The 17,204-nt window shown below is 64.5% G+C and carries 15 protein-coding genes; 6 read left to right on the top strand and 9 right to left on the bottom strand.

The window, feature by feature from the left end:
* Nucleotides 1-5: 5 nt before the first annotated feature.
* A complete protein-coding gene (locus tag ACN9M3_RS15155) occupies nt 6-1,928 on the bottom strand; it encodes a TonB-dependent receptor plug domain-containing protein (RefSeq protein ID WP_426323510.1) in 1,923 nt (640 codons plus the stop codon).
* 156 nt (nt 1,929-2,084) lie between these two features.
* On the opposite strand from ACN9M3_RS15155, the gene ACN9M3_RS15150 reads away from it, so the two are divergent.
* Nucleotides 2,085-2,942 (top strand): MBL fold metallo-hydrolase, encoded by an 858-nt coding sequence (locus ACN9M3_RS15150; RefSeq protein ID WP_426323508.1) that lies wholly within the window; start codon nt 2,085-2,087, stop codon nt 2,940-2,942.
* Between the two features lie 66 nt (nt 2,943-3,008).
* Here ACN9M3_RS15150 and ACN9M3_RS15145 read toward each other — a convergent pair whose 3' ends face one another.
* Entirely contained in the window at nt 3,009-4,445 is a 1,437-nt protein-coding gene (locus ACN9M3_RS15145) for a M20/M25/M40 family metallo-hydrolase (RefSeq protein ID WP_426171901.1), read from the bottom strand.
* A 195-nt stretch (nt 4,446-4,640) separates the two neighbouring features.
* Between ACN9M3_RS15145 and ACN9M3_RS15140 the strand changes: the two genes are divergently transcribed.
* Nucleotides 4,641-5,072, top strand: a complete 432-nt coding sequence (locus ACN9M3_RS15140) for a hypothetical protein (protein ID WP_426171899.1) — start codon at nt 4,641-4,643, stop codon at nt 5,070-5,072.
* Between the two features lie 73 nt (nt 5,073-5,145).
* Here ACN9M3_RS15140 and ACN9M3_RS15135 read toward each other — a convergent pair whose 3' ends face one another.
* Entirely contained in the window at nt 5,146-5,829 is a 684-nt protein-coding gene (locus tag ACN9M3_RS15135; protein WP_426323506.1) for a hypothetical protein, read from the bottom strand.
* A gap of 193 nt (nt 5,830-6,022) precedes the next feature.
* Here ACN9M3_RS15135 and ACN9M3_RS15130 point away from each other — a divergent pair, with 193 nt between their 5' ends.
* On the top strand, nt 6,023-7,504 hold the full coding sequence (locus tag ACN9M3_RS15130) for an FHA domain-containing protein (RefSeq protein WP_426171896.1): 1,482 nt from the start codon (nt 6,023-6,025) through the stop codon (nt 7,502-7,504).
* On the opposite strand, the gene ACN9M3_RS15125 is transcribed toward ACN9M3_RS15130, so the two are convergent.
* From ACN9M3_RS15125 to ACN9M3_RS15110, 4 genes are read right to left on the bottom strand one after another with little or no spacing between them, the layout of a single operon-like run.
* Entirely contained in the window at nt 7,501-8,385 is an 885-nt protein-coding gene (locus ACN9M3_RS15125; RefSeq protein ID WP_426171894.1) for a pirin family protein, read from the bottom strand. The two genes, ACN9M3_RS15130 and ACN9M3_RS15125, sit on opposite strands and share 4 nt — an antisense overlap.
* Nucleotides 8,382-8,789 carry an OsmC family protein gene (locus ACN9M3_RS15120; protein ID WP_426171892.1) on the bottom strand — a complete coding sequence of 136 codons (408 nt, stop codon included), beginning with the start codon at nt 8,787-8,789 and terminating at the stop codon, nt 8,382-8,384. The genes ACN9M3_RS15125 and ACN9M3_RS15120 overlap by 4 nt, the downstream gene beginning before the upstream one ends.
* Before the next feature lie 33 nt (nt 8,790-8,822).
* On the bottom strand, nt 8,823-11,132 hold the full coding sequence (locus tag ACN9M3_RS15115; RefSeq protein WP_426323503.1) for an SUMF1/EgtB/PvdO family nonheme iron enzyme: 2,310 nt from the start codon (nt 11,130-11,132) through the stop codon (nt 8,823-8,825).
* A gap of 12 nt (nt 11,133-11,144) precedes the next feature.
* The gene (locus ACN9M3_RS15110) at nt 11,145-13,334 is read right to left on the bottom strand and encodes a zinc-ribbon domain-containing protein (RefSeq protein WP_426323501.1); all 2,190 of its coding nucleotides are present in this window, start codon (nt 13,332-13,334) and stop codon (nt 11,145-11,147) included.
* Nucleotides 13,335-13,606: 272 nt separating this feature from the next.
* Between ACN9M3_RS15110 and ACN9M3_RS15105 the strand changes: the two genes are divergently transcribed.
* The 3 genes from ACN9M3_RS15105 (at nt 13,607) to ACN9M3_RS15095 (ending at nt 15,056) form a co-directional block, all read left to right on the top strand.
* Nucleotides 13,607-13,846 carry a hypothetical protein gene (locus tag ACN9M3_RS15105; protein WP_426171888.1) on the top strand — a complete coding sequence of 80 codons (240 nt, stop codon included), beginning with the start codon at nt 13,607-13,609 and terminating at the stop codon, nt 13,844-13,846.
* Between the two features lie 108 nt (nt 13,847-13,954).
* Nucleotides 13,955-14,512, top strand: coding sequence for a YXWGXW repeat-containing protein (locus ACN9M3_RS15100; protein WP_426171886.1), 558 nt, complete (start codon nt 13,955-13,957; stop codon nt 14,510-14,512).
* 76 nt (nt 14,513-14,588) lie between these two features.
* Nucleotides 14,589-15,056, top strand: coding sequence for a ribonuclease HI family protein (locus ACN9M3_RS15095; protein ID WP_426171884.1), 468 nt, complete (start codon nt 14,589-14,591; stop codon nt 15,054-15,056).
* On the opposite strand, the gene ACN9M3_RS15090 is transcribed toward ACN9M3_RS15095, so the two are convergent.
* A complete protein-coding gene (locus ACN9M3_RS15090) occupies nt 15,053-16,600 on the bottom strand; it encodes a methyl-accepting chemotaxis protein (RefSeq protein ID WP_426171883.1) in 1,548 nt (515 codons plus the stop codon). The two genes, ACN9M3_RS15095 and ACN9M3_RS15090, sit on opposite strands and share 4 nt — an antisense overlap.
* Nucleotides 16,597-17,067, bottom strand: coding sequence for a chemotaxis protein CheW (locus ACN9M3_RS15085; protein WP_426323498.1), 471 nt, complete (start codon nt 17,065-17,067; stop codon nt 16,597-16,599). The genes ACN9M3_RS15090 and ACN9M3_RS15085 overlap by 4 nt, the downstream gene beginning before the upstream one ends.
* Nucleotides 17,068-17,204 lie beyond the last annotated feature (137 nt).

The raw sequence follows: 17,204 nt of genomic DNA, 5'->3' as shown, positions 1-17,204 counted from the left end.
CCGCCTTAGAAGCGCCTTACCACCCTGACATAGGCGCCGCGTCCCAGCGACAGCCGGTTGTTGCCACTGAACTCTTCGTGATCGCGGTCGAGCGCATTGCTGGCGCCCAGCGCCAACTCAAGCCCTGGCTTGACCTGCCAGTTGAAGTTCACGTCCAGCGCGGTATAGCCAGCCACCGCGGTAAAGCGCAACGGGCCGACATGGCGCAAGGTCAGGTCGAGGTCGCGCCCTTCGCCGAAGGTGTAAGAAGAGCGCAGCTTCGCCACGCGGCGGGGATCCCAGTTCCCGGTGACCGAACGGTTGCCGAAATCGGCTTCACCCGGCTTGAGCGAAAACTCTTCATGCATCAGGGTCAGGCCCGCGTTGAGCCGCCAGTCGGGCGTGACCTGGACACTGCCCCAGGCTTCCAGCCCGCGCGTTTCGCCTTCCATGCCATTGCCGATCTCGAAAACCTGCAGGGCAACCGGCTTGATCGTTCGCAGCTTGTCATACAGTGCGCGATAAACGGTGAGCGAATAGCTGGCGCGGTTGCCGAACTGCTGGCGCAGGCCGGTTTCCAGCACGCGGGCCGTCTCGGACTGGAAATTCGGCCCGCCGCTCAGCGTTCCGCGCGGGCTGGCGAAGAAAATCTCGCGGTCAACGCGTGACGGCGCCCGCACCGTGCGCGACAAGGCGGCCCACCAGGAGGTCGAGGCTGTTGCTTTCCACGCCAGGCGCAAGTTGGGGAGGAATTCCGTCCCGGTGTACTGATTGCGCTCGATGCGCAGTCCTCCCGTCAGGTTCAGTTGCTCGCTGAGGGCGACGGTGTCCTGCCCGTACAAGCTCACCCAATGCATGGCGGCGCGCTCGGGATGGAAGGCGGTACCGCTGGTGACCGCCACCTTGTCGCGCGCGAAGCGGTATTCGGCGCCGGCAGCCAGCGTATGCCGGCCAAGCGGGGCGAAGTTGTAGAGTGCCTGCAGGTCGGCCACATCCAGGTTCTCTTTATAAACGCCGACCTGGTCGCGCTCAGTGCGATCGTAATAGGCCAGCAGGGACAAGCTGGCGCCGCCGTACAACTGGCGGCTCCAATGCCCCATCAGATTGGTGCCGCGCATGGATGCGGCAGGCAGCATGGTGACAGGGGGCGTCGGTATTTGTCCTGCGCCGATACGGTACACATCGCCCTGCACTGTCAGCGCATCGCTGCCGCGCAGCCAGTCGCCCCGAAAGCCCGCCTGCGCGTTATGCCATGCATCGCCCAGCGGCTTGCCGGCCAGCGTTTCGCCGTGCGGCATGGCGTAATCCATGCCATAGGCGCGCCAGGCGCCATCGTCCATCGCCGCGCCGTAACGGAAGGCTGCGCCGGACTGCGCCTGCCCCCAGCGCAGGTCGGACATCGTGCCAAGGGTGGACGACGCGTGCTTGGTAATCACATTGATCACGCCATTGACCGCATTGGTACCCCAAAGCGTGCCGCCTGGCCCGCTGACCACTTCGATGCGTTCAATGGCGTCCACCGGCACTTGCTGCACGTCCCAGGACACCCCGGAAAGCAGCGGCGTATACACCGAGCGGCCATCGATCATCACCAGTTGCTTGTTGGCGCTGTTGCCGGCGAAACCGCGCGCGGTAATGGTGTAATTGCCGGCAGGCGTCTGCGCCACGTGCAGGTTGGGCGCCATGCGCAGCGCTTCGGCCAGGCTGCGCGCACCACTGCGGCGGATATCGTCGGCGGTAATCACGAAGACGGAGGCCGCGGCGTCGCCCAGCCGCTCTTCGCGCTTTGAGACGGACACCACGCGCACGTCGCTCAATTCCTCGAGCGAGAGGTTGGCAAAGTTTTCCGGCGCAGCAGCGCCGCCGGCGGCAGCGACTGCCGTTAGCGACTGGCTGCAGATGCAGCCGGTAACCAGTACCCACTTCAGTGAATCGCCTGTCTTGGGCATCGCGGCCTCGCTTCCTGGAAGCACTGTGAAAAAATCTTATCACGGAGATAGTTTTTCCCGCCACACAGATGACTTGCATCACAAAACGAATAAGCCTCGCCCGCCATATCAGGATTCTTTATAATAGTTGGGCTTGAATCATCCTACTATCTTGATATGAAGCCTGAGATCCAGGGGTTCTTCGACCCCGTAACTTCCACTGTCAGCTACGTAATTTACGAGACCGACGGCAGCGCATGCGCCATCGTCGATTCGGTGCTTGATTACGACCCGAAGGCCGGGCGCACCTCGACCACCGCCGCCGACAAGATCATCGCTTTTGTGCGCGAGCATCGGCTGACGGTGAACTGGCTGCTGGAGACTCATGCCCACGCCGACCATCTGTCCGCCGCGCCTTACCTGCAGGAGAAGCTGGGCGGCCGCATCGGCATCGGCGCCGGCATCTGCAAGGTACAGCATTCCTTCTCCGCGATCTTCAACCGCAAGGGCGAGAAAGAAGATGGATCGCAGTTCGGCCACCTGTTCCAGGCCGACGAAGAATTCATGATTGGGAGCCTGAAAGCGCGCGCCCTGCATGTGCCGGGCCACACGCCGGCCGACATGGCCTACCAGGTCGGCGATGCGGTATTTGTCGGCGATACGATGTTCATGCCCGACGTGGGCAGCGCGCGTTGCGACTTCCCTGGCGGCTGCGCAGGCGACTTGTACAAGTCGGTGCACCGCCTGCTGTCGCTGCCGCCGGAAACCCGCCTGTTCATGTGCCACGACTACCCCCCAGCCGGCCGCGAGCCGCGCTGGGAAGCCACGGTGGCGGAGCAGCGCGCTGCCAACATTCACATCCGCGATGGCGTCAGCGAAGAAGAATTCGTTGCCATGCGCACCAAGCGCGACGCCACGCTGCAGATGCCGGTGCTGATCCTGCCGGCCATCCAGGTCAACCTGAGCGCAGGCCACCTCCCCGAGGCCGAAGACAACGGCGTGCGCTACCTGAAGATCCCCCTCAACGCCCTGTAAGCACAACTACAGCTCAGCCCGTGTCACACCATGGGGTCAGACCCCAAGGTGTGACACGGGCTCGGCTTATTTGAGCTGCTCGGGGGCGCGGCCGATCGGGTCGTCGGTGTTGGCCAGGTACCAGGCCAGTGCCGACATGACCGCCACGTGCTTCTTCATGTTCACCGGGTCGACCTTGTCGAAGGTGTCGGCCGGCGTGTGGTGGTAGTTGAAGTAGGCGCTGGTGTCGACGTAGGGCATGAAGGCCGGTACGCCGCCTGCTTCCAGCTGGTGCACGTCGGAGCCCGATGCCGAATCGCGGCGGTTGAACACACCGGCGCCAATCGGCAGCAAGGCGTTGCTCACCGGTGCGAAGTACTTCTCCGCTTCGCGGCGCACGCTGCCCATGATGCCGAAGGTACGGCCTACGCCGCCGTCAGTCTCGATGGCTGCGAACTGCTTTTCCAGCTTGCCCTTGTTCGCTTCGTAATAGGTGTTCCCGCCCTTCAGGCCGTTCTCTTCGTTCGCCCACGCCACCATGCGGATGGTGCGGCGCGGCTGCAGGCCCAGGCGCTTGATGGTTTCAAGCACACCCATCGAAGTGGTCACGCCCGTGCCGTCGTCGTGCGCACCGGTGGCCAGGTCCCAGGAATCGAGGTGGCCGGAAACGATCACGACTTCATCCGCCTTGTCGCTGCCCGGCAGGTCGGCGATCACGTTGAAGGTGTCGGCATCCGGCAGTATCTGCGGGGTCAGGGTCAGCTTCATCTTGACCGGGCCGCGCCTCATCAGGCGGCTGATCAGCATCGCGTCTTCCGCCGTCACCGCTGCGGCCGGGATGCGCTGCTCGTCTTTCAGGATGGTGGCGCCGGTGTGCGGCAGGCGGTAATCGGCGCCGCCAACGGAACGCACCAGTGCGGCCACAGCACCCAGCTCCGCAGCCATGCGCGGGCCGTTGGTGCGGTAGCGCGAACCCTGGCCATAGGCGTTGCCCGCCAGGCCGCGGTCCGCCATGCCCTGGTCGAAGGCCACGTCGAACAGCACGATCGCCCCCTTCACTTCCGCCGCGCGCGCTTTCAGTTCATCGAAGTCGCGCACCACGACGATCGGCGCGGTCAGGCCGGCAGCCGGGGTGGCGCCGGAGCCGCCGAGGGCGGTCAGCACCACGCGCTGGGTGATATTGGCTGGCCGGCCTTTGTAATCGACCAGCTCAGCCGTCTCTTCGCCACGCACCCAATGCGGCACCTTGACCGGCTGCAGGGTGACTTTGGCGCCCATCGCACGCATGGCGGCAGCCACCTGCTCCACCGCGGCCGCGCCGCCGACGGAACCGGACAGGCGCGGGCCGACCAGGTCGGTCAGGTCTTCCAGGCGCTGGTAGGCGTAGTCGCTCTGCATCGCGGCATCGCGGATCTTGCCCAGCGTCGCGGCGTCGTTCGGGCTGGCGGCACTGGCGATGCCGGAGAAGCCTGCGCCCAGCAGGCAGACAAACAGGGCGGAAAGTGCGGGCTTGCGGAGGTTCATGCGTTTCCTGTGAGAAGGTTAAGTTTCGCTCGGAACTTGACACAATAGCGTATTTAATAAGTTCCTGCATGGAGGGCAACTTAACGATACAAATCTCTCCCCTCTGTGGAGTTTGTAAGAATGTGTATATGCACTGGCGCAATTTTTTGCGGCTGGCTAATCTACACTCCAACAGAGATTGAAAGGGAACTTACCATGTTCAACAAACGTTTTGCCGGGCTGGTTCTGATGGGCGCAGCCCTGACCGCATCCTCCGCCGCCTTTGCCGCGGGCGACCGTGACTTCAACACCGCAGCAGGTGCCGTGATCGGCGCCGCGATCGGCAGCCAGAACGGCAGCGGCGGTGCAGTGGTGGGCGGCCTGGTAGGCGCCGCAGTTGGTAACTCCCTGCCGACCGGCCGTCACAGCCGCGGCTACGTCGAGACCCGCGTGTACTCGCAGCCGGCCCCTGTGTATTACGAGCCAGCTCCGGTCTACTACAACCCGCCTCCTCGCGTATATTACGAACCGGCGCCACGCGTGTACTACCAGCCAGCGCCTGTCTACGTGGAACCGCGCCCGGTGTACTACTACGGTGACCGCTACTACCGCGGCCACGGACACGGCCACCACCACGGCCGCTGGTAACCATAAAAAATGGGGACGCCCCATTTTCCGCGAAAGCAGAAAATGGGGGCGTCCCTATTTTTGTCCGCCGCTCTCAGCTGAAGTCAGCGTGTATTCTTGCCATCGGCAGCGCTGATTCCAGCGCCACTCGCATCGCCATCCCTGCCTCCAGTTTTCCCGGTCCCAGTTCAATCGCCTGCTGCAGCGCCAGCGCGCACATCACCGGCCAGTGCGCCGGATTGCTGCAATAACGCGCAATCACCGGCTTCACCATGGGCCAGAACAGCTGCAGGTATTCGGCAGGCAGCTCTCCTGCTGCATGCTCGGGAGGCAGGCGCGGCACCCCGAATTCCGGTGTGCCGATCGACTTGCCGACATGCGCCCAGATCTCCGCCGGCTCCACCAATTGCGTGCAGCCGTTGTGGCGGGCGGCGCCGGCCACCAGTGACCATACCGAAAATTCCATCCCGAACAGCAGCAGGCCCAGGTCTTCCGACAGGCTGTCACGCTGCGGCATCCCATGCGCGAAGGCATTGTTGCGGGCGCTGACCTGGCAGGCAAACCCGGCCAGGGCGCCCAAGGCACTCAGCAGTGATGCAGGACGATTGTCGCCGCGCGCCTGCAACTGTTCGGCGACCATGCCTGCCAGTTCGCGGCTGCCGGCTTTGGCATTTTGCATCGGGTCCAGTCGGGCACGTTCAATGGCTTGGCGATGCAGGCTTTCGCGCACCGCACGGCGGGGATCGCGCAGCGCCAACAGTTTCTTCAATAATGCCATTCCATCAACTCCTTCTCTGGTGAAGTTTATCTTACCCATTGGCAATGGCTTGGCAAAGCGTTGGGCGGCAAACCGTTGCGCTTTTGCTTCATCGGGAATACAGGGGTAAAAACACCCTTTATCGAAGGAAAGGCGTGTTGCCAAGCAACGGTGTAAACGCGTAAAGTTGCGGTATCCCTACGAACGTCCTCCCATGAACAAGTGCTGTAACCCAGACCATCCGCATTGCACCTACTGGGTCATGCCAGGGGAAAGCACTTGCGCCGGCGGCCACGCGCAGCCGGCAGCCGATGCGGAAGGCGGCAGCTTCGAGCTGCTGAGCACCATGCGCAACGCCCGCAGCGGCCCGCCGGTCGTCCCGGTCGCCGGCTATTCCGCGCCGGCACGCGTCTATCCCCAGCTGCACATCAGCGGCTTCGACCCGCGCGCCGCCGGCGGCCGCCAGTCGCTGAAAATGGAATTGCGCGGCATGCCGCAGGATTGCGCGCCGCAGCTGTCGATCCGGCTGCGCTCCGAATTGATTCCGAATGGCGTCCTGCTGCAGCAGTTCATCCGCTCTGTCCATGGCGACTGGCGCCCTGTATTCGTGGAATTCTCCTCGCGCGGCAAGGAACATGGGCAGTACCAGATCCACGCCGAAATCGTCAGCAAGGACGAGAGCTCGCAGCGCCAATGGGAATGCACTTTTGTCATCCTGGTGCCGCGGGTCGACGCCAGCCTGAACGAAATTCACCGCACCTTCCTCAGCACCCACAAGAATGTGCGCGTCATGGCCGACGATGCCGCGATTGCCCGCGTGTCCGCGCAAGGCGGCAATACCATGGACATCGACGTCACCGCCCGCAATGCCGGCATCGCCCACCTCGACCTCGGGGCGCCGCCGGGCAAGGTGGATGTTGGCTATTCGACCATCGCCTGGGATGAAGACCTGATCGAGATCGAGCAGCCGCGCAGCGGTCCTTCGCATCCCCACCCTACCCTGGCCGCAAGCTTCATCAATGCCGCCCCGGAAAATGGCGCCTGCCGCCACATCCGCCTGTTCGCGATGGAAGAAGTGTCGTTCGGCCGCTTCGAACTGGCCGATCCCGAAGCCGATGTGCTGCTGCACCACTTCAGCGCCGAAGGACCCGATTGCGCCGGCCTGACGCGCCGCCTGTCCGGCCGCCATGCCGTGATCCGCCGCACCCGCAATGGTTTCGAGATCGAAGACGTGTCGCGCTACGGCCTGCTGCTGGACGGGGTCTGGCCGGGCAAGAACAAGCCGGTGCCGCTGCGCACCGGCATGAAGATTGAAATGAGCGCCAGCATCAAGGGCATCGTGCTGCTGGAAGTGAGCGCCGTGATGCCGCACGGCGTGATACTGCACCGTATCGACGAAGGCGCGCGCGCCGAATGCTTCGTGCTGCTGGCGGCGGACACCCATCCCGGCTACCCGCTGCCGCGCCATAACGCGCTGCCGAAGGCCTCCAGCCTGCCGCTGCTGATGCACCACCAGGGCGGCTTCTGGCATGTCGACCAGCTCACCGGCAAGGAAACCGCGCTGGCGCCAACACCGAAGCAGGAAAAACTGAGCCGCATTCCGGCCCATACCCGTTTCGCCAGCGATCCTTATCCGGAGCACTGGATTGTGCGCAGCGCCGCCGCGCACATCCCGCCAGCCGAAGCTGCCGCTTAAGTCGCGGCAGAAGGCCTTTTCGGCAGCGGAATGAATTCCGTCTCGCCGGGCACCTTGGCAAAGCGCTGCGCTTCCCAGTCGTCGGCCGCCTTGAGGAGGCGCTCCTTGCTCGACGAAACAAAATTCCAGAACAGGAAACGCTGGCCGTCCAGCGGCTCGCCGCCGATGATGACGAATTGCGCATCCGTGTTTGCGCTGACCCGCTGCGAATTCGATGTGTCGAGCAGCGCCATCGTGTTTTGCGGCACCGGAGCACCATCGACGTCGACCGAACCGCTTACCGGATAGACGGCAGCTTCCGCCGGCAAGCCGCTCAGTTCCAGTTGCTGGCCCGCCTTCAGGCTCACGTCCAGGTACAGCGTCTGGCTGAAGGTCTTCACCGGCGAAACGTGGCCAAAGGCGGAACCGATCAGCACGCGCACCCTGGCGCCGTCGACCAGCATTTCCGGAATTGCCGCCGCAGGCGTATGGGCGAACGAAGGTTCGTCCTCCTCATGCGCCTTGGGCAAGGCGGCCCACAACTGCAGGCCGTGCGTGCGGTGCGGCACGCCCACCAGGTCCTGCGGGGTGCGCTCCGAATGCACGATGCCGCGCCCTGCGGTCATCCAGTTGATGGCGCCCGGCTCGATGCGCTGCAAGGTACCCAGGCTGTCGCGGTGTTCCATCGCCCCTTCGAACAGGTAGGTAACGGTGGCCAGGCCGATATGCGGGTGCGGCCGGACGTCATGGTCGGCATCGGCAGGCACGTCGACCGGGCCGAAATGGTCGAAGAATATGAATGGACCAACCGCCTGCTTCATGGCCGCCGGCAAATAGCGGCGCACCACAAAGCCGCCGCCCAGGTCCTTCTCATGCCCCTTCAGGAGTTGCGCAATGTTCATGGCAATGGCCCCAGCTTGGTGGAGATTTCGGTGGTCACGGCCGTCATCAGCTTATGCACCGGGCATTTCTGCGAGATGGCCAGCAGTTCTTCCCGCTGCTCCGCGCTCAGCTCTCCGGTCAGGTGCAGCGTAGCGGCCAAGCGGTACACGCCCTTGCGCTCTTCGCTGGCATCGCGCTCGGTGGTCACTTGCACATCTTCGACCGGAATGCCCTTGCGGCGAGCGTACCAGATGACGGTCAGCGCTTTGCAGGCGCTGACGGCGGCGTCGTACAGGTCGTGCGGCGACGGGCCGGCATCGTTGCCGCCTTCTTCGATCGTGCCGTCGACGGAGACGATATGGTTGCGCACATGCAGGATGCTGCGCATTGGAAGCGACTGGTCGCGGGCTACTTTAACGGTCATATTGGTTTCCTGCTTGTTGATTTAGCCAGCAATTTACACCAACTTGCGCGCTACGCGGAAGCCCACCACATCGTTTGCCAGCAGTGCCGAATAGCCATTGCGCATGGCCGAACGCAGGTAGCGCGGCTGGTACAGCCATGCTCCGCCGCGCAGGATGCGGCGCGCCTTGTCGCCGCCCTGCTCCCATGCACTGCCGTCGATGGGTGCGCCAAGGTAGTTATCGTGCACCGTGTCCTGCGTCCACTCCCATACATTGCCGTGCATGTCGAACAGGCCCCATGGATTGGGCTGGTAGCTGCCCACGCGGGTCGTGCCGCCATGGCTGTTGCCTTTGGGGCCGTCGTTGTAGGTGAAATGGCCGTCGTAGTTGGCGTGTTCCGGCGTGATCTGGTCGCCGAAGCTGAACGCCGTGTGGCTGCCGGCGCGGCAGGCGTATTCCCATTCCGCTTCGCTCGGCAGGCGGTATTGCTGGCCGGTTTTCTCGCCAAGCCACTGCAGGTACAGCTGCGCGTCGTGCCAGCTGACGCACACCACGGGGTGGCGCTCATCCTGCGTAAAGCCTGGCTGCTGCCAGTCGACGTCCAGCTTCGACTGCCAGCCCGTCGCCTTCACGAAGACGCGCCACTCGCCCACGGTCACCGGATAGCGGCCCAGTGCAAAGGAGTGCTCGATGCCGACCCAGTGCGCCGGCAATTCCTTGTCCAGCGAAGTTTTCTGCGCCCCGGCCTTCACGGCAGCCTTGTGCTCATGTTCGTTGGAGCCCATCTGGAAGCGGCCGGTCGGGATCAGCACCAGGTCCGGCCCGACGCCGCTGCCATCGGTGAAGCGGTCGCGCAGCACGCCTTCCGCATCGGCTACCGGGCTGCTGGCGCTCGGCAGCAGCGCCGCCAGTTCGGCGGCCTTGCGCGCCGCCTGCTCCTTGCGGTGGCGCTCCTGCTCTGCGCGGTAGGCTGCTTCCGCCTTCAGCTGCGCCATCTTGCGCTGGTATTCTTCCTCGGCCTGGCGCGCTTTCAACGCATCGGCATCGCGGCGCGCAATCAGTTGCTGCCGCAGGCGCTCCTTGCGCTCCGTCGCTTCCTGCTCGGCCTGCGCCTTGCGCTGCTTTTCCTGTTCGCGGCGAAGCTGCTCCTGGCGCGCCTTTTCCTGCGCCGCGGCCTGCGCTTCCGCCTTGCGCCGGGCGGCCAGTTCCACTTCCTTCTGGCGCCGCTGCTCTTCCTCCTCGGCGCGGGCGATGGCATCGTTGCGGGCCCGTTGTTCACGCGCGGCTCGCGCTTCGCGTTCCTGCTGTTCCGCAGCGGCCCGTTCCTTGCTGGCTGCTTCGCGCTGCGCCGCTTCTTCGGCGTTCGGCCCGGCGGCATCCCTTAATGCGTCAAGCAGCGCGGCCACCGATTCCGGCCGCTCGCCGGCGCGGTTGGCGAAACCGTGCTTCAACACTTCCCATTGCTGCGCGTTGAGCGCCGCCGGCTTGGGCGGCTCGAGCAGGGCGGTGGGCTGGTCGAACGGCAGGCGCCCTTCCAGCAGCTGGTAGATCATCACCGCTACCGCATAGGCGTCCAGCTGCGGCCGCGGCGCGCCCTGCCCGGTGCCGGCCTCCGGCGCCCGGTAGCCGGCAGTGCCGGCATTGGGCGTCGCCATGCCAAGGTCGGTGCCGGTCGACCGCGCGCGCGAGGCGATGCCGAAATCGAGCAGCTTGATTTCGCCGGCCGCGGTCAGGAACACATTGCCCGGCTTGAGGTCGCGGTGCACCAGGCGGTGCTTGCCCCAGGCGTATTGCAGCGCATTGGCCACCGGCCGCAGCATCTGCTCGACCTGTGCCGGCGTAGCCTTGCCATGCTCCGCCAGCCAGGCCTCGAGATCCTGCCCCTCGAGGCATTCCATGATGATGAAATAGCTGGAAGTGGCGGGATCCTGCGCCCATTCGTAGACGCGCACGATATTGTCATGCGCCAGGCGGCGCGCCTGGGTCGCTTCTTCGATCAGCAGCTTGGCGTGGGCCGGGCTTTGGGTAAGCTGCGGCGGCAGGATCTTCAGCGCAACCACGGCGCTGTGGCCCAGTTCAGCATGGGTCGCCAGGTCAGTGGCTTGCCATACCTGGCCCATGCCGCCCATGCCGATCAGGCGCTCCAGCCGGTAGCGCCGGTTGTGCGGGCCGATTTCCTGGCCGGCCATCAGGCCAAGCTCGGTGCCCTGGCGCGGGATGGCGATGGGTGCTGCCGCCCCTCCCGGCGGCGCGTATTCGGCGTCCAGGATGGCATTCTTGCGGCGGTCGAACTCTTGCAGGCTTAACAGGCCATCTTCGTGCAGGGCACGCAGTTCGCGAATCTTGTCTCGGGCTGTCTGCATCTCTCTCGTGCTTTACCTCGCCAGCGGCGCCCCGCATTCTGGACAAAATTTCGCGTCGCCGCAATCGGTCGGCACCATATGGCCATTCCGGCAACGGCGCGCCGCCGACACGCCGACGCTCGCTTGCGCCCGCAGCAGGTCGAGCTGGTGCTGGCGTTCCTTGTCGCCCACCGTGTCGCGATAAGAGCGTTCATCCCGCACTTCCTCGCGCGCCAGGCGCAGCGCCTCGGCCGTGGTGATGCTGTTCTCGGCGGCGACCACGCCGGCCAGTGCCTGCAGCTGCTCGGGCGACATCGCGGCCTGGGCCTGCTGGCGCATCAGGCGCGACAGCGCTTCGGCGTTCGGCGTCGCTGCCAGCGCAATCTTGGCCGTATCGCTCATGCGGCCGATTGCCTCCAGCCGGTCGATGTCGATGCGCGCCAGGTCGGCGGCGTGCTGCTGCTGCGCCACCATGCTGTCGTATTCCACCTTCCAGCGGTTGAAGCGCTCTTCTCGCTCCGCTTCCATCTTTTTCAGCGACTGCTGCCACTGCGCTTCCTGGTCGCGCAGTTTCAGCTGCAGGCGCTGTTCTTCCACGGCCACCTGGTCGAGCATTGCCTGGCGCGCCAGGCTTTGCCCCTGGCGCTGCTGCACGCCGTCGGCCTCGATGGTGCGCAGCAGCTTTTCATACTGGGCCACCGATTCGGCGGCTGCGCCGCTGCGCTTCAATTCTTCCAGCTTGGCGCTGATTTCGGCCACATGGACATGCGCGCTGGCGTCCTTGGCTTGCTCGCCGCGCGCCAGCTCGCGCTTGCGGGCCAGGTGCTGTTCTTCCTCCCACTCGACGATGCGCTCCGCCTCCCGATGGCGGGCGGCGTTGGCCAGGGCCAGGCCCTGGAATTTCGCCCGGTGGTGCTCGGCCTCGATCTCCTGCTCGCGCTGCGTGGCGTCGGTTTCGGCCTTGCGCAGCAGCTGGAGCTGCTTGCGGCGGTGCTCTTCGTCCTCGATGGCCAGCGCCTGCTGGACGCGGTACTGCAGCTGCTGCTGGTACAACTGGTGCGAGAAGCGCTGCCTGGCCAGTGCCTTTTCCTCAAGGCCCGCCTGCTGCGCCAGTTCCATCTCGGTGCGCATCTTGATCTGCGCCAGGCGGCGCACCTGGTCCCACTGGGCCGACTCGCCGGCATGCAGCGACTTGTGGCGCGCCAGTTCATGTTCCAGGTCGGCCAGGGCCAGTCCGGCGCCGTGTTCGAAGGCCTGCTTGCGCGATTTGGCCGCCACGATGCGGCCATACAGGTCGATTTCGCGGGCGCGGATGGCTTGCATCTGCTCCTCGGCTTCGGCCTTCAGCTCGGCGCGCCGGAAATCGCTGCGCATTTTCTGCTCCTGGCGGCTGATGGCCTGCCATTCTTCCTCGTTGTACAGCTGGTCGAGCTGCTTGACGTGCTCCAGCTGCCGCTGGCGCTCGTCCGCCACCAGGAACAGGCTCCCCTCCCGCTCGCGGTTGTCATCGTATTTATCGTGTCGAAGTGACAAGGTTTCCACCTGCGCCGCCGCCAGGCCGAATTCGGCCAGGCGCTGGCCCAGCGCGCTGTGCAGGCGTTCGTTGAGCTGCTCGCGCAGCACGCTGGTACTGGCCATGTCGCGCACAGAACGGCTGCCCAGGAATTCGGCCGAAAGCTGGCGCATGGACGGCGCCAGCAGGTCGTGCAGCTGCAGCGTGGTGACGGTACCCGGCGCTGTCATGAAATGGCGCGCAAAGGCGGGCACGTCCTGCACCACCAGGCCGACCGTGAAATGCGCGGCCAGCTTCAGGAATTCGGCGCTCAGCAAGTCGGTGAAATTGAACTCGACAGGCAGCGGCGAGCTGCGGGTGACCAGGATTTCGCCCGGCTCGTCGCGCCGCAGCTTGCCCAGGCGCGCGAACAGGCCGTCCAGCTCGTAGTCGCCCTGCGGCACCTCGCTGACCTGTTCGCCCTGCAGGATGAAAGCGCGTGCCGCGGCCGGCACGTGCAGGGTCTTGGTGAAGAGGCCGGAGAGCTGGCGCACGCCAAAGAACACCGCCAGCTCATCGCTGGCCGGGATCCAGCGGTTGTCGCGCACCACGGGCTCGCCGCGCGGCGCGCCGAGCGACAGGCCGCAATGGCTGCAGTAGTCGGAGCTGTCGCCGTTGCGGTGCCCGCATCGCGGGCACTTCACGCCGCCAAAACCAAACATCTTGAACATTTCCCACTCCTTGTCTGACCCTGCGCCTGTCGATTGTATCAGGGCGCCATGGGCCCATTTGCCCATTACACACCTCCCTATCTTGGCACATGGGCAGCCCATCCATTCGCTCCGTATGAGGGACGATTTCCCTTCTGTTCGCGATTCGGCCGCAAAAGCCCGGCTTTTTTGCATTTCGCACCACGTTTTGGACCGCTTGTCGCACGCCGGTGGCTGGCGGCAGGCGGCATGGATACAGTGTGCACATGGATAGTCCTCAAGCGGAGAACATCATGAAAGCCCTGCGAAATTTCGAAGCCCTGTTCATCGCCATGATCGGCCTGGCCTGCGCCGCCAGCCTGGTGCTTGAAAACCGCGCCGATGAAACGACGGCGCCGGCTGCCGCCGCCAGCGCGTCCCGGGCAGCGCCTGCGGTGCCGGTGGTGGTGGTCGCTGCCAAGCGCATGAGCGAAGCGGAAAAGCAGGCCTCGCTGGCGGCAGAACGCAAAGCTGCCCCGGGCGACAAGATCTGAGCAATTGTTACTTCCCTGCGGGATTTGTAAAAAACTGAATCAGGCTTTTCGCCTCTTCGCAGCGCTTGGTATATTGAACTCAGCGCATCACCAAACAGGAGAAAAGCCATGTTCAAATCGAAACTCATCGCTGCAGCCGCCCTGGCACTTGGCACGGTTGCATTAGCACCGACCGCCGCGCTGGCGCAGGTTGATTTCAGCGTCGTGATCGGCAACGCTCCTCCACCACTGCGTTTTGAAAGCGTGCCGCCGCCGCGTTACGGCTATGTATGGGCCCCTGGCGTATGGCGCTGGGACGGCTACCGCCACGTCTGGGTCGCCGGCCACTGGCTGCAGGAACGTCCGGGCTACCGCTACGCCCCTTCGCAATGGGTCCGTGTCGACAACGGCTGGGGATGGCGTGAAGGCGGCTGGACCGTCTACGATAGCCGCCCAAGCTACGTCCAGGGCCCCGGCTACGGCTACCGCGATGTCCACCGCGACAATTACTACTATCGCGACCACCATCGCGACCGCTACCGGGACCGCGACCACGACGGCGTGCCGGACCGCTATGACCGCGACCGCGACAACGACGGCGTGCCAAACCGATATGACCGCGACCGCGATGGCGACGGCGTGCCCAACCGCTACGACCACCGCCCGGACAATCCTCGCCGCCGCTAACGGCGTGTGAAAATGGCCGCCTGGCCCGCAACAGCCTGTTGCGCGGTCCAGGCGGCCTTTTCATGCCCCTTCACCTATGCAGATAAGACAAGAACGTGCGCGCGCTGAAAAACTCGCGCGCCAGCCCGTCGCCGCCTCTCCCGCAGCATGGCGCGCCTGGTTCGACGGCTCCGCCCATCCCAATCCGGGCCGCATCGGCATCGGCGTGCTGTTGTCCGGCCCGGCCGGCGAACGCGTGGAAATATGCCGCCGCGCAGGCCACGGCAGCAGCGGCGACGCCGAATACCTGGCCCTGATCGCCGCCCTGGAAAAGGCGGTGGAACTGGGCGTAGCGGAACTGCTGGTGTACGGCGACAGCCAGGTGGTGGTGCAGGATGTGCTGCTGTCGCCGCAGGCTGGCGCCAAAGCATTGGAAGAACATCGCGCCCGCGTGGGGCATTTGATGGCGGCACTGACGCTGGTGAACGTGCGCTGGGTGCCGCGCCACAGGAATGGCGATGCGGACCGCCTGTCGCAACAGGCCATCCGCGCAGGCGCCGCTTAGCGCACCTTGAACACGCTGACCACGTCAGCCAGGTTGCTGGCCTGGTGCTGCATGGATTCGGCGGCAGCTGCCGCTTCTTCCACCAGGGCGGCATTCTGCTGCGTGACCTGGTCCATCTGGCCGACAGCCTTGTAGACTTCATCGATGCCGGAGCTCTGCTCGGCGCTGGCGGCAGTGATCTCGCTGATGATGTCCGACACGCGCTGCACGCTGGAGACGATTTCTTCCATCGTGTTACCCGCGTCCGACACCAGGCGCGTCCCGGCATTGACCTTCTCGACCGAGTCGCCGATCAATTCCTTGATCTCTTTCGCTGCCGCTGCCGAGCGCTGCGCCAGGTTGCGCACTTCCGATGCCACGACCGCGAAGCCGCGGCCCTGCTCGCCGGCGCGTGCCGCTTCCACCGCGGCATTCAGCGCCAGGATGTTGGTCTGGAACGCGATGCCGTCGATCACGGCGATGATGTCCACGATCTTGCGCGAAGAGGCATCGATCGACTCCATGGTGCCCACCACTTCCGACACCACGCTGCCGCCCTTGCGCGCCACCGAAGCCGCGGCCCCGGCCAACTGGTTGGCCTGGCGCGCATTGTCGGCATTCTGCTTGACAGTCGACGTCAGCTCTTCCATCGACGAGGCGGTTTCTTCCAGCGACGCGGCCTGCTGCTCGGTGCGCGCCGACAGGTCCTGGTTGCCGGCCGCGATCTCGCTGGATGCAATCGTGATCGAATGGGTGCCGTTGCGCACTTCGCTGACGATGTTCAGCAAGGCCTGGTTCATGTCGCGCAAGGCGCCCAGCAGCTGGCCGGTTTCATCGCTGCCGTGCACGCGGATGTCGCCGGTCAGGTCGCCCGCCGCCACGCGGCGCGCCGCATCGACTGCGCGCGACAGCGGCGTGGTGATGCCCTTGGTGAGCATAAAGGCGCACGCCGCGCCGAAGACCACGGCCAGCACCGCCAATACCGTCAACAGCTTGCGGCTGGTGGAAGAAATACTGTCGATTTCCTTGCCGATGGCGTCGATCTTCCCGCGCTGCATCGACAGCAGGTCCTGCACCAGCTCCTGGTACTGCGCGGCAGCCGGGCGGTAGGTCTTCTCGAAGACTTCGTTTGCCTGTTCCAGCTCACCGTCGGTCTTCAGCTTGGCCACCTTGTCGCGCGAAGCGATGTACGCCTTGCGCTGCTCCATCACGCGCTCCCACAAGGCTTTCTCGTCGGCGTCGCTGATCAGCGGTTCGATTTTCTTTTGCAGCTCGGCCGAGGTGGCGCTCGATACTTTCGATTCCTCGGCAAAGAAGGAGCCCAGCGAGGCGTCGCTGCTGCGGGCAATTGCCGTGGTGCGGCGGATCGCACTGTCGATCTTCGAATACCAGTCGGAGATCATGCGCTCTTTCGCCAGCGGCGTCTCCATCATATGGCGCGTGGCGCCGGCCACTTGCTGCAGGCGCCAGACGCCGAGGGCGGCAATCACGATCGACAATGCAAGCGTCACCGCAAAGCCAAATGCCAGGCGCTTGCCGATGCTCAGGTTGTTCAGGAAGTTCATGCCGCCATCTTCTCGATCAGGCCCATGTCAGCCGAAGACATCAGGCGTTCAATATCAACCAGGATCAGCATGCGGTCATCGATGGTGCCCAGGCCGGTGATGTATTCAGTATCCATCGATCCGCTGATGTCGGGCGCCGCCTTGATCTGCTCCGGCTGCAGGGTCGTCACGTCGGAAACGGCGTCCACCACGATGCCCACGGTGCGGCTGCCGATGTGCAGGATGATGACCACGGTGAACGGGCCGTAGGTCGGCTCGCCAAGCTGGAAGCGCACGCGCATGTCGATGATCGGCACGATCAGGCCGCGCAGGTTGATCACGCCTTTCACGTAGTCCGGCGCGCTGGCGATGCGGGTCGGGTTCTCGTAGCTGCGAATCTCGCTGACCTTCTGGATGTCGATGCCGTATTCTTCCTGGCCCAGGGTAAAGGCCAGGAACTCGGCAGCTTGGCTGGTGGTTGTAGTCATGATAATTTTTCACTTATGAACGATGACAGCATAATGTTACCGTAGACCAATAAAATAATCACCAAGAATTTTGCTCTAGAGAAACATACAAGCTTGCGATAAATACATGGCACAATTGCGCAGCTAAAAACGAAACA

Origin of the sequence: Pseudoduganella sp. R-43, assembly GCF_049913255.1 — a bacterium.
Lineage (GTDB): Bacteria > Pseudomonadota > Gammaproteobacteria > Burkholderiales > Burkholderiaceae_D > Rugamonas.
This window is presented reverse-complemented; position numbering and strand designations above follow the sequence as displayed.

Coding starts and splice junctions, on each gene's coding strand:
- ACN9M3_RS15155 (WP_426323510.1), bottom strand. CDS start 1,928: ATGCCCAAGACAGGCGATTCACTGAAGTGGGTACTGGTTACCGGCTGC.
- ACN9M3_RS15150 (WP_426323508.1), top strand. CDS start 2,085: ATGAAGCCTGAGATCCAGGGGTTCTTCGACCCCGTAACTTCCACTGTC.
- ACN9M3_RS15145 (WP_426171901.1), bottom strand. CDS start 4,445: ATGAACCTCCGCAAGCCCGCACTTTCCGCCCTGTTTGTCTGCCTGCTG.
- ACN9M3_RS15140 (WP_426171899.1), top strand. CDS start 4,641: ATGTTCAACAAACGTTTTGCCGGGCTGGTTCTGATGGGCGCAGCCCTG.
- ACN9M3_RS15135 (WP_426323506.1), bottom strand. CDS start 5,829: ATGGCATTATTGAAGAAACTGTTGGCGCTGCGCGATCCCCGCCGTGCG.
- ACN9M3_RS15130 (WP_426171896.1), top strand. CDS start 6,023: ATGAACAAGTGCTGTAACCCAGACCATCCGCATTGCACCTACTGGGTC.
- ACN9M3_RS15125 (WP_426171894.1), bottom strand. CDS start 8,385: ATGAACATTGCGCAACTCCTGAAGGGGCATGAGAAGGACCTGGGCGGC.
- ACN9M3_RS15120 (WP_426171892.1), bottom strand. CDS start 8,789: ATGACCGTTAAAGTAGCCCGCGACCAGTCGCTTCCAATGCGCAGCATC.
- ACN9M3_RS15115 (WP_426323503.1), bottom strand. CDS start 11,132: ATGCAGACAGCCCGAGACAAGATTCGCGAACTGCGTGCCCTGCACGAA.
- ACN9M3_RS15110 (WP_426323501.1), bottom strand. CDS start 13,334: ATGTTCAAGATGTTTGGTTTTGGCGGCGTGAAGTGCCCGCGATGCGGG.
- ACN9M3_RS15105 (WP_426171888.1), top strand. CDS start 13,607: ATGAAAGCCCTGCGAAATTTCGAAGCCCTGTTCATCGCCATGATCGGC.
- ACN9M3_RS15100 (WP_426171886.1), top strand. CDS start 13,955: ATGTTCAAATCGAAACTCATCGCTGCAGCCGCCCTGGCACTTGGCACG.
- ACN9M3_RS15095 (WP_426171884.1), top strand. CDS start 14,589: ATGCAGATAAGACAAGAACGTGCGCGCGCTGAAAAACTCGCGCGCCAG.
- ACN9M3_RS15090 (WP_426171883.1), bottom strand. CDS start 16,600: ATGAACTTCCTGAACAACCTGAGCATCGGCAAGCGCCTGGCATTTGGC.
- ACN9M3_RS15085 (WP_426323498.1), bottom strand. CDS start 17,067: ATGACTACAACCACCAGCCAAGCTGCCGAGTTCCTGGCCTTTACCCTG.